Below are 11022 nucleotides of genomic sequence, written 5' to 3'. Positions count from 1 at the left end.
CCTTGATCGTTCACGAGCGAGTCGACCCGGCCGAACCGCGCGAGCGCCTCGCGGACCACCCGTGCGCCCTCACCGAGCCGGGCGAGGTCGGCTCGGATCGTGAGCACCTCGGGGTCGTCGGAGGCGCCGATGGACCGCGACACCGCGACGACCGAATAGCCGAGCTTGCGACAGGCCGGGACGAGTGCCGCACCGATTCCCTGCGACGCTCCCGTGACGATGACCACCTTGCCGGTCATTTTCCTGCTCGCTTTCCGAAGGAGGTGAAGTGGGACTGACAGCCACAACGGCGAGCGCCCGCGAGTTCACTTCGAACAATCGCGACCCGTTTCCTCCTTCGTGGGAGGCTCAGCCTCCCAGCGCGCGGTGGGGGTCTTCGGCGGGCAGCCACACGCCTCCACGGCGCAGTCCCAGGTCCCCCACCTCCCGCACGGTCGCCTCCGCGGCGGCGACCACGTCGGCGCGGTCCTCGTCCGCCCGGCGCACCAGCGACCACGTCCAGAGCACCTCGGGGTCCACGACGGGCCGTTGCACGAGGTCCGGTGGCAGTGGCGCGGTCTGGCCCTTCGGCGAGTTGAGCACCGGCGTCGTGCACACCCGCACGTGGTCGAAGAACGCCGGCCCGGTGATCGCGCCGTTGTGGATGCGCCGCACCACGGCCCCGGTGTCCCGGGCGAACTCCTCGGCGTAGTCGTTCCACGACTGCCACGACGTGACGTCGTCGTCCACCAGCACCGCGATGTCCGCGGCCCGCACCGGGGTCGTGCCGGTGCCCACGGCGACCGCGTAGAGCCGGTCGGCACCGAGCAGGTCGGCACGCAGGCCGAGCCGCGCCGCGTCCGCCGCGCGGATCCAGCACACGGCCAGGTCGAGGCTGCCGTCGGCCACCCTGGCCGCCTGCTGGTGCGACGGCACGACCCACGCGTCCACGTACAGCTGGGCGATCCCGGCGGTGCGCTTCGTGAGATCCGGCGGCAGCCAGTTCACGTACCCGATCCGCACCGGCCGCGATCCGGAGAGCTGGCGCGCGTGCCGCCGCAGCTCGCCGGCGCGGTCGAGCAGCGCCCGCACCTCGGGGACCAGCGCGGCTCCGGTGGACGTCAGGGCGACCGTGCGGCGGTCGCGGGCGAACAGCGGCACACCGAGGTCCCGTTCGAGCGCCTTGATCTGCTGCGACAACGACGGTCCCGCGATCAGCAGGCGTGCCGCGGCCCGGCCGAAGTGCAGCTCCTCCGCGACCGCGAGGAAGTACCGGAGTTGGCGCAGTTCCACGCCCCGCATCCCAGGAGGCTCGTGCCTCCCGGCAGGGAGGAAGCGGGGTTCACAGCTCCAGCACCACTTTCACGTCACCCGGCCGGTGCTCGAACGCCGACGCGAACTCCTCGAGCGGCACCCGCCGGGTGATCATCGCGGACAGCCACTCGTCGTCGGCGCGGTCGAGCACGGCGGACGCCTCCCGGTAGTGCCGCACGTTCGCGTTGACGGTCCCGAACGTGATCCCGTTGCGCAGCACCAGGTCGCGGTTGATCCGGCCGACGTCCGCCGGCAGCACCTCGGTGGAGGGCACGCCGGTCAGGCACACCAGGTCGCGCCCGAGCAGCCGGGCGACGAGCGACGGCGCGCCGGTCGCCTCGATCACGACCTGGTGGTCCGGCAGCGTGCGGTGGTACGTGGCGCCCAGCGACTCGACGAGCGCGGGCTTCGGCCCGTCCTCGGCGAGGTCGTACACGTGCACGTCGAGCCCGCGCTGCACCCCGACCAACGCCGCCAGCAGCCCGATCGGCCCCGCGCCGGTGACCAGCACGCTGTCGAACGGGAACAACGCCAGCCGGTCGAGCCGCTCCCAGGCCTTGACCACCACGGACGCCGGCTCGACGAGGACACCCGTCCCGGAGCTGACCGCGACGGCGTACGAGGCCGGGACCGTCCACAGGGTGGAGCCGTAGCCGTCGAGCCCGGTGATCCCGCGCTCGGTGTACCGCCCGTTCCTGCACATGTCGAACTCGCCTCGCGCGCACGCGACGCACGGCACCGGGTCCGGCCTGCGGACCACTCCCGCCACCAGGGTCCCCGGCGCGAAACCCGGCCCGCTGATCACCCGGCCGAGGGACTCGTGCCCGATCACGAGGGTCCCGCCGACGCCGAACTCCCCGCGCACGATCTCGCGGTCCGTGCCGCAGATCCCGATGGCCAGCCCTTCGACGAGCAGCTCCTCCGGTCCCGGCACGGGATCGGGCAGGTCGGCCAGGCCCAGCGACCCGGCTCGTGCAAGATCCACAGTCAACGCGCGCATGAAGACCATTCTTGACACATGAACACGAACGCGCTGACTATGAGAGCGCTCTCACGAACCCTGTCTTCAGTGAGGAGATAGTCGATGCGCAAGCTCCTGCTGCTCGCGACATCGGCCCTGCTAGGGCTGACAACGATGTCCGCACCGGTGCAAGCGGCTCCCCCGAGCCTGCTCCCGCTCACCGTCACCAACAACTCGGGGCGCGGTGACGCGGTCCACCTCTACATCACCGGCATCCACAACGGCCGGCTCGGCTACGTGAACGGCAGCGGCCAGTTCACGCCGTGGTCCGGCGGAGCGATCCCGCCGGTGCCCGCGCCGGACTTCTCGATCCCCGGCCCGGCCAACGGGACCAGCAGGACCGTGCAGATCCCGCTCAACCTGGCCGGTGGCCGGATCTACATGTCGTTCCGGGACAAGCTGAAGTTCAGCCTGGTCCCCAACGGTCTCGTGCAGCCGGCGCCGTGGGCCGCCGGCGACCCGAACCGCGACATCCTGTTCGACTGGAGCGAGTTCAGCTACGACGGCGGCGGTCTGTGGCTCAACAGCTCGCAGGTGGACATGTTCGCGGTCCCGCACGCGGTCGAGGCGACGTCCCAGGGCGGCGCCACGAAGCGGGCGGGCCAGCTGGTCTCCGGCGGGCGCACCCGCATCTTCGACCAGCACCGGCAGCTCGGCGGCGACTGGGCGAAGCTCGCGTACTCGCGTTCGGACGGCACGCGGCTGCGCGTGCTGAACCCGAGCAAGGGCCTCGACGCGGGCCTGTTCTCCAGCTCGTACTTCCAGAGCTACGTCAGCAGCGTGTGGTCGACCTACCAGAACACCCCGCTCACCGTCGTGCCGTACCAGGCGGAGCCGAACCGCAGGTTCACCGGGCGCGTGAGCGGCGGCGTCCTGCGGTTCACCAACACCTCCGGCCAGGTGGTCGCGGAGTTCCAGCAGCCGTCCACGCGTGACGTGCTGAACTGCGACGGCAGGCTCGCGGCGCCGAACAACGAGCTCGGTGCGATCTCGCGCTCGCTGTGCGCGGCGCTCAACCGGTCGACGCTCGGCTTCCTGCACACCCAGCCGACGTACAACGCGAGCGAGTTCTACACCCGCGCGACGACGAACCACTTCTCGAAGATCGTGCACGCCAACATGGCCGACGGGCGCGCCTACGGGTTCGCATTCGACGACGTCGGCGGATTCGAGTCACTTGTCCACGAACCGAACCCCCGTTCGGCGAAAATCACGCTGACCGGATTTTAGGCCGAAGTATTCTTGCTTTTGATCGACTTTCACTCCACTGTGTGAGGCGCCGTCGCCGCGGCTCTCACACAGTGGAGTCGTCGTGTGCGTACGGGTCCTGCTGGTCGAAGACGACGAGCGAATCCGGCAGGCGCTGAGCCTCGCCTTGTCCGACGAGGGTTTCACCGTCGACGAGGCGAGTTCGGGTGAAGAGGGGGTGCTGCGCTCGGAAGAGGGGTCGTTCGACGTGGTGCTGGTCGACCTCACCCTGCCGGGCATCGGCGGGCTGGAGGTCGTGCGGATCCTCCGCACCCGCGGTGACCTGCCGATAATCGTCGTCACGGCGCGCACCGACCCCGGGGACGTGATCGCCGGACTGGAGTCGGGGGCGGACGACTACGTCACGAAACCGTTGTTGGCGAACGTTCTCGCGGCACGGGTTCGCGCGTTGTTGCGCCGACGCGGACCGAACCGCGAAGCCGTTCGGGTCGGAGAGCTGGAAATCCGTCCGCAGGAAGGTCTCGTGCACCGTGCGGGCGAACGCGTTCACCTCACCAGAACGGAATTCCGGCTGTTGCTGGAACTCGCTGGTGCGGGCGGCCGAATCGTCACCAGGGAGCAGTTGCTGCGGAAGGTCTGGGGATACGACTACTTCGGTGACACGCGGTTGCTCGACGTGCACATGAGAAGGCTGCGCCGCAAGGTCGAGGCCGATCCGGACGACCCCTCGCTGTTGCTGACCGTGCGCGGCGCGGGCTACCGGATCGGCTCGTGAGGCTCACGCTGCGCCGTCGCGTCACCCTCCTGTCCGGTCTCGGCCTGCTGCTCGTCACGGGCGTGCTGGCGTTCACCACCTGGACCCTCGTCTCCGGTTCCCTGCTGCGACAACGGGAGGCGGGTGCGCTGCGCGAGGCCGAGGCCCACGCCCGGCTGGCCGGCGGGTCGCCGACCTCCTCCGCCCTCGCCGAGCTCCTCGCCGGCCCCGACTCGTCGATCCTCGTGGTGGGCCCGGCGGGCGTGGTGACGGCGGGCCGCGCGGTGGAGCCGTCCGCGCTGCCACCACGACTGCTGCGCCACCCGCCGGGCAGCGCGTGGATCACCGTGGACGGCCTGCCCGTGCTCGCCGTCGCTCGACCGCTGGCGGGCGGTGTCTACGTCGAGGTGTCCGGGCTGCGGCAGCTCGACGGGACGCTCGCCGTGCTGCGGGCCGCGCTGGTCGCCGGCACGGCCGGCTCCGCGCTGCTCGGTGCCGCGCTGGGCTCGTGGGCGGCGAGGCGGGCGCTGACACCGCTGGCGGAGCTGAGCTCCGCGGCGGGCAGGATCGCGGACGGTGATCTCCGCGCCCGCCTGCCCCGCCAGGACGACCCGGACCTCGCGGCGCTGGCGGCGCGGGTGAACGCGGCTGCCGAGGCGCTGGAGCGCAGGGCGTTGCGGGACGCCAGGTTCGTCTCGGACGTCTCGCACGAGCTGCGGTCGCCGTTGACGACGATGGTGAACGCGGCCGCGGTGCTGCGCCGCCGCTGCCACCGCCTGCCCGGCACCGCGGGAACCGCGCTGGAGCTGCTGGCCTCGGAGGTCGACCGGTTCGCGCGGATGGTCGCGGACCTGCTGGAGATCTCGCGCGCCGACCAGGTCGACGACCCGCCCGGCCGGGTCGCGCTGGACGCGTTGGTGCGCAACGTCGTTGCGACCCGCGCGCCGGTCGCGCTGGACCTGGAGCCCGCGGTCGTGCTCGGCGACCGGCGCCGGCTCGACCGGGTGCTGACGAACCTGCTGGACAACGCCGAGCGGCACGCGGACGGCGCGGTGCTGGTGTCCGTGCGGCCTCGGGGCTCGTCGGTGCGGCTGGTGGTCGAGGACGCCGGGCCCGGTGTGCCGGAACCGTTGCGGGAGGAGATCTTCGAACGGTTCGCGCGCGGTAGGGCCGGTGACGCCTCGGGCAGCGGTCTCGGGCTGGCGCTGGTGCGCGAGCACGTTCGCCGGCTGGGCGGGCGGGTGTGGGTGGAGGACCGCTCGCCGTGCGGCAGCCGGTTCGTGGTGGAGATGGTCTTACGGAGTTCTGACGGCTGACCTCTCGACCGCGCACCGCCGCGTGCGGCGGCCCTGCGGTCGGTGCATGCGAGTACTGATCACCGGCGGGGCCGGGTTCATCGGGTCGCACGTCGCGGACGAGCTGACCTCCCAGGGGCCACGGTCGTCGGCGACGTGACCTCCCCCGAGGTCCTGCGGCCACTTCTGTTCACAGTGGACGCCGTCTGCCACCAGGCGGCGATGGTCGGGCACGGCGTCGACCCCGGGACCGCACGACCGCGACCACCCCACCGGAGTCGCGGTCGTGCTCGGTGTGATCTGGGCCGCCGTGGCCCTACACGAGATCGCGGCGCACCTTCAGCAGCGTCGCCGCGCCCGCGAAGAACACCACGTACCCCACGAGGAACAGCGCCGCGGTCGTGCCGCTCAGGTCGTTCAGCACGCCGGGAGCACCCGATCCGCCGACGGCGCCGGCGAGGTTGCCGGCGGAGCCACCGGGCAGGGCCCCGGTCAGCGACTCGACCGGTCCGAGCAGGGAACCCACGCCCCGCAGGAGGTTCTCGGTCACGATCGCCCACATCAGCCCGAGACCGACGGCCAGCGCGGGCCCCTTGGTGGCGACGCCGAGGAAGACGCCGAACGCCGTCCACATCGCGGCGATCAGCAGTGAGGCGCCGAGGGCCTCCACCGCGGACCAGCCCGGCAGGCTCCAGTCCCAGCCCTGCAGCGAGGCCACCGTGATCGCCGCGCCGAGGTCGGCCACGAAGGTCAGCGCCACCAGGACGACCACGACGACCGCCAGCGCCCCCAGGGTGCCCGCCATCGCCGACACCCGGCGCGGGCCGGCGGTCAGCGTGGTCTTCCAGGTGCCCCAGCCGTAGCCGCTGCCGACCGCCAGCGCCGCGAGCACCAGGACGATCGCGCCGCCGAACATCGGCAGGCCGCGCACGACCGCCGCGCCGACGTTCTCCGGCTGCATCGAGCTGATCAGCTGCTGCTGCGAGAGGTCGCGGGTGTTCGTGCCGCCGTTCAACGCGAGGTAGTTGAACACGTAGCCGAACGTCAGCGTCATCACCAGCCAGACTCCGATCAGCACCCACGTGGCCGGCCACTTCCACAACCGCAGCAGCTCCGCCTTCACGGTGCCCATCAGGCTGCCCCCGTCATCTCGAAGAAGACCTCTTCCAGCGTCCGGCGCAGGGGCCGGACCTCCCGCACGTCCACGTCGGCGTGCACCAGCGTCCGCACCAGCGAGGCCGCGTCGGCCTCCCGCACGTGCAGCACGTCACCGTGCAGAGAGCTGCCCTCGATCAGCACGTGCGCCTTCTCGACCGGGTCGGCGCGGACCAGCAGCACGGTGTCGCCGCGCAACTGCTCGACGGTGCTCTCCGCGACGAGCCTGCCGTTCGCGATCACGCCGACGCGGTCGCAGATCTCCTCGACCTCGCCGAGCAGGTGGCTCGACAGCAGCACCGTCTGCCCCTGCGCCGCCAGCGCCCGCACGAGGTCGCGCATGTCGGCCATGCCCGCCGGGTCGAGGCCGTTGGTCGGCTCGTCGAGGATCAACAGCTCCGGCCGGCCGAGCAGGGCGGCGGCGACGCCGAGCCGTTGCTTCATGCCGAGCGAGTACCGGCGGAACCTCTGCCCCGCGGCGCCCACCAGGTCGACCTGTTCCAGCGCGGCCTCGACGTGGGTCCCGGCGAGGCCGCGGCGGGCCGCGTGCACCCGCAGGTTGTCGCGGCCGGACAGGTACGGGTAGAAGCCGGGTCCTTCGATGAGCGACCCGACCTGCAGCAACGCCTTCGGGGTGCCCGGTGCCTCGCCCAGCACGCGAGCGGTGCCGCCGGTCGGCTTCACGAGCCCCAGCAGCATGCGGATCGTGGTCGTCTTGCCCGCGCCGTTGGGACCGAGGAACCCGTAGACCTCGCCCCGCCGCACGGACAGACTGACCTCGTCCACCACGGCGCGGCCGCCGTAGCGCTTCGTCAGCTTCTCCGTTGTCACGATCATGGGCTCAACGGTGGGCCCGCGAGCGCGCCGGGTCGTCCGCACGGGAGCGTCACGAAGATACGCACATCTGCGTACGGTCCCGGTCGTAGGGTCGGTGGCATGCGGATCAGGTGGCAGGACGTGGCGCTGACGGTGGCGCTGCTGGTCTTCGGCCTCGCCGGGACGCGGTTCGCCGCGCGGCTGCAGGGCGCGGAGCCGCTCGACGTCCTCGCCCACGTGCTCATCACCACCGCGGCCGCCGGACTGCTGCTCCGCTCGGTCCGTCCGTTGTGGACTGTCGGGATCTCGGTCCTCTCCATCGCGGTCTACCTCGCGCAGGGCTACCCGTTCGGCCCGATCCTCGTGAGCGGCGTGGCGGCGGTGTACGCGGTCGCGGTGTACTCCCGCGTCGAGCTCGCCGCCGCCTCGGCGCTGGTCTACGCACTCGCGATCCTGCCGTGGTGGAACGACTCCGTGACCTCGTGGATCACCTGGTGCGCGGGCTGGATCCTGCTGCCCGGCGCCGCCGGTGTGCTGGTGAAGCTGCGCCGGAAGTCCGCTGTGGACGTCCGGGAACGCGTGGTGATCTCCGAACGGCTGCGGCTCGCCCAGGAGGTCCACGACGTCGTCGGCCACGGCCTCTCGGTGATCGCGATGCAGGCGGGCGTGGCGCTGTACGTGCTGGACAGGGACCCCGTGAAGGCCCGCGCGTCGCTGGAGGCCATCCGCGGCACGGCGAAGGAGGCCCTGGACGGCCTGCGGTCCGAACTGGACACCCTGCGCGGCTCGGCGCCGCTGACGCCGACGATCACGCCGGCCGACGTCCCGGCGCTGGCCTCCCGGATGCGCGAGGCAGGGCTCGACGTGTCGGTGGAGGTCGACCCGCTCGACCTGCCGGAGGGCCACCAGCTGGCCGTGTACCGGATCGTGCAGGAGTCGCTGACGAACGTGCTGCGGCACTCCGCTCCCGGCGTCACGGCGTCCGTGCGCGTCTACGCCGTGCGGGGCGAGGTCGTCGTGCACGTGACCGACACCGGCACACCGGGAACGGTCGTCGAGGGCCACGGCATCACGGGCATGCGCTCGCGGGCGGAGGCCCTCGGCGGCACGCTGGAGGTCGACGGAGCGCACGGTTTCTCGGTCATCGCACGGATACCGTTGCCGTCATGATTCGCGTGGTGGTGGCCGACGACCAGCCGCTGGTCCGGATGGGGCTGCGGACGTTGATCGAGACCGAGGACGGCGTGCGGTTCGCGGGCGAGGCCGCCGACGGGCGCGAGGCGCTGGCGCTGATCCGGTCGGTGAAGCCGGACGTGGTGTTCCTCGACATCCGCATGCCGCTGATGGACGGCCTGGAGGTGCTGCGCCGCGTCTCCGCCGATCCCGCCTGCGCCGGCGTCAAGATCGTCGTGCTCACGACGTTCGACCTCGACGAGTACGTGTTCGAGGCGCTGCGGACGGGCGCGTCCGGGTTCCTGGTGAAGGACTCCGACCCCGCCGACCTGCTGCGCGCCGTGCACGTGGTGGCCGACGGCGGGTCGTTGCTCTCGCCGTCCGTCACGCGCCGGGTGATCGACCGGTTCGCGTCCGGCGCGTCGGCGCGGCCCGTGCCGCACCTCGACAGGCTGACCGAACGCGAGCGGGAGATCATGCGGCACGTGGCGTCCGGCGCGTCCAACGACGAGATCGCGGCCACGCTGGTGATCTCGCCCGCGACGGTGCGCACGCACGTGTCGCGGGCGATGGTGAAGCTGGGCGCGCGCGACCGCGCCCAGCTCGTCGTCTTCGCCGTGCAGTCAGGCCTGACGTGACTCGAACGCGGTCCTGAGGCCCTGCGCGATCTCGGGCGGGATCGAGTCGTAGGACCGCGGCGGCTGCGGGTCGTACTCGATGCCGACCTGCACCGCCTGCGAGACCACCTCGCCGAACTCGGCCTCGACCAGCCGCAACGCCATGTCGATGCCCGCGGAGACGCCCGCGCCGCTCACGACCTTGCCGTCGAACACGACCCGGTCGGTGCTGACCTCCACCCCGCGCACCTCGAGGTCCTCGCGCGCGGCCCAGTGCGTCGTCGCCCTCGACACCAGGCCCGCTTCGGCGAGCAGCGTCGAGCCGGTGCACACCGACGTCGTCCACTTCGTCGTCGGGTGGACCTCCCGCAGCCACTCGACGACGCCGCCGGAGTCCGCCAGCACCTCCTTCCAGTGCCCGGAGCCGGGCACCACGACGATGTCGGTCGCCTTGAGCGAGTCGAACGTGTCGGTGGGCGTCACGACGAGGCCGTTGTCGGACTTCACCGGGTCGAGCGTCGCGGCGACGAACCGGGCGGTGACCACCGGCACACTGGCGATCACCTCGTACGGGCCGACGAAGTCGAGCGCGGTCATGTTCGGGTAGAGCACGAAAGTGGCGTCCATCAGGCAACCCCGGTGGTCCGGAAGCGGGCGCGGTAGCTGCCCGGCGACACGCCGAGCACGCGCAGGAAGGCCCGGCGCAGGGTCTCGGCCGAGCCGAACCCCGACTGGCGGGCGACGAGGTCGAGCGGGTCGGCGGTGCTGGCCAGCCGGTCGGCGGCGGCCTCCACCCTGGCCCGTTCGACGTACTGGGCGGGCGAGACGCCCACGTTGCGGGAGAAGACGCGGGCGAAGTGCCGCACGCTCATCATGGCCTTGCGCGCCATGACCGGCACCGTCCACTCCCTGGCCGGGTCGGCGTGGATGTCGTCGAGCAACGCGCGCAGCGAGCCGTCCCGCACCGGTTTCGCGCGGGTGTGCACGCTGAACTGCGACTGGCCGCCCGAGCGCTGCAGGAAGACGACCAGGTACTGCGCGATCCGGCGGGCCAGGGCGGGCCCGTGGTCCTGCTCCACCATGGCGAGCGCGAGGTCGATGCCCGCCGTCACCCCCGCCGACGTGGCCACCTGCCCGTCGCAGACGAAGATCGCGTCCGGTTCCACCTCGACCCCGCGGTTCTCCAGCTCCCCGGTGAACGCCCAGTGCGTGGTCGCCTTCTTGCCCTCGAGCAGCCCGGCGCCGGCCAGGACCACGGCCCCCGTGCAGACGCCCGCGACCCGGCGCGATCTCAGCGCGAGCCGCCGCAGGTGCGACGTGAGCACCGCGTCGGACGCCGCGTCGTCGTAGCCCCAGCCGCCGACGACCAGCAGCGTGTCGATCGGGCGGTCCAGCGTCAGCAGGTCCGCGCCCGCCTCGACGCGCACCCCCGCCGTCGCGGTGAACGGTCTTCCCCCGAGCGTGGCGACCGTGACCTCGTAGCGCCGCTCGCCGTGGTTCGCGGCCTGGAAGACCTCGACGGGCCCCGCGAGGTCCAGCAACGCCGTGTGGTCGTAGCCGACCACGACTATCTCCCTCAGATTCCCCACACCTCCACTTTCCTCATCCCCCGCTGAGGCGGCAACGCCCTCTCGCCCTCGCATTCGGCCACGTACGCCTGCACCGAGCCCGCCCACCGCCCACCCGGTC

At 72.0% G+C, this 11022-nt stretch carries 11 protein-coding genes and 2 pseudogenes; 6 read left to right on the top strand and 7 right to left on the bottom strand.

The window, feature by feature from the left end; translation table 11 throughout:
• Window positions 1-56 precede the first annotated feature (56 nt).
• From V1227_RS01355 to V1227_RS01345, 3 genes and pseudogenes are all read right to left on the bottom strand, one after another.
• Window positions 57-239: pseudogene (locus V1227_RS01355) on the bottom strand (SDR family NAD(P)-dependent oxidoreductase); the annotation flags it as partial.
• A 109-nt stretch (window positions 240-348) separates the two neighbouring features.
• A complete protein-coding gene (locus V1227_RS01350) occupies window positions 349-1281 on the bottom strand; it encodes a LysR family transcriptional regulator (protein WP_329790559.1) in 933 nt (310 codons plus the stop codon).
• A 40-nt stretch (window positions 1282-1321) separates the two neighbouring features.
• Window positions 1322-2293, bottom strand: coding sequence for an alcohol dehydrogenase catalytic domain-containing protein (locus V1227_RS01345; RefSeq protein ID WP_329790558.1), 972 nt, complete (start codon window positions 2291-2293; stop codon window positions 1322-1324).
• Between the two features lie 84 nt (window positions 2294-2377).
• Here V1227_RS01345 and V1227_RS01340 point away from each other — a divergent pair, with 84 nt between their 5' ends.
• The 4 genes and pseudogenes from V1227_RS01340 to V1227_RS01325 form a co-directional block, all read left to right on the top strand.
• Complete coding sequence (locus V1227_RS01340) at window positions 2378-3544, top strand: beta-1,3-glucanase family protein (protein ID WP_329790557.1); 1167 nt, start codon at window positions 2378-2380, stop codon at window positions 3542-3544.
• An 82-nt stretch (window positions 3545-3626) separates the two neighbouring features.
• Window positions 3627-4298 carry a response regulator transcription factor gene (locus V1227_RS01335; protein ID WP_329790556.1) on the top strand — a complete coding sequence of 224 codons (672 nt, stop codon included), beginning with the start codon at window positions 3627-3629 and terminating at the stop codon, window positions 4296-4298.
• The gene (locus V1227_RS01330; protein WP_329790555.1) at window positions 4295-5593 is read left to right on the top strand and encodes a HAMP domain-containing sensor histidine kinase; all 1299 of its coding nucleotides are present in this window, start codon (window positions 4295-4297) and stop codon (window positions 5591-5593) included. Before V1227_RS01335 ends, V1227_RS01330 begins: the two co-directional genes overlap by 4 nt.
• 46 nt (window positions 5594-5639) lie before the next feature.
• Window positions 5640-5827: pseudogene (locus tag V1227_RS01325) on the top strand (NAD-dependent epimerase/dehydratase family protein); the annotation flags it as partial.
• A 61-nt stretch (window positions 5828-5888) separates the two neighbouring features.
• Here V1227_RS01325 and V1227_RS01320 read toward each other — a convergent pair.
• Complete coding sequence (locus V1227_RS01320) at window positions 5889-6704, bottom strand: hypothetical protein (protein WP_329790554.1); 816 nt, start codon at window positions 6702-6704, stop codon at window positions 5889-5891.
• Window positions 6704-7564, bottom strand: a complete 861-nt coding sequence (locus tag V1227_RS01315; RefSeq protein WP_329790553.1) for an ABC transporter ATP-binding protein — start codon at window positions 7562-7564, stop codon at window positions 6704-6706. Before V1227_RS01315 ends, V1227_RS01320 begins: the two co-directional genes overlap by 1 nt.
• A 99-nt stretch (window positions 7565-7663) precedes the next feature.
• On the opposite strand from V1227_RS01315, the gene V1227_RS01310 reads away from it, so the two are divergent.
• Window positions 7664-8713, top strand: coding sequence for a sensor histidine kinase (locus V1227_RS01310; RefSeq protein WP_329790552.1), 1050 nt, complete (start codon window positions 7664-7666; stop codon window positions 8711-8713).
• On the top strand, window positions 8710-9354 hold the full coding sequence (locus V1227_RS01305) for a response regulator (protein ID WP_236221211.1): 645 nt from the start codon (window positions 8710-8712) through the stop codon (window positions 9352-9354). The genes V1227_RS01310 and V1227_RS01305 overlap by 4 nt, the downstream gene beginning before the upstream one ends.
• On the opposite strand, the gene V1227_RS01300 is transcribed toward V1227_RS01305, so the two are convergent.
• Both V1227_RS01300 and V1227_RS01295 read right to left on the bottom strand, forming a co-directional pair.
• Window positions 9340-9960: a DJ-1/PfpI family protein gene (locus V1227_RS01300; protein ID WP_329790551.1), complete on the bottom strand. Its 621-nt coding sequence runs from the start codon at window positions 9958-9960 to the stop codon at window positions 9340-9342. The two genes, V1227_RS01305 and V1227_RS01300, sit on opposite strands and share 15 nt — an antisense overlap.
• Entirely contained in the window at window positions 9960-10922 is a 963-nt protein-coding gene (locus V1227_RS01295; RefSeq protein ID WP_329790550.1) for a GlxA family transcriptional regulator, read from the bottom strand. The genes V1227_RS01300 and V1227_RS01295 overlap by 1 nt, the downstream gene beginning before the upstream one ends.
• Window positions 10923-11022: the final 100 nt, after the last annotated feature.

It is taken from the genome of Lentzea sp. DG1S-22, from assembly GCF_036321065.1.
In the GTDB taxonomy this organism is placed as follows: Bacteria; Actinomycetota; Actinomycetes; order Mycobacteriales; family Pseudonocardiaceae; genus Lentzea; species Lentzea jiangxiensis.
Note: the sequence above shows the minus strand (reverse complement) of the source record. Positions and strands in the feature narration are given on the sequence as shown.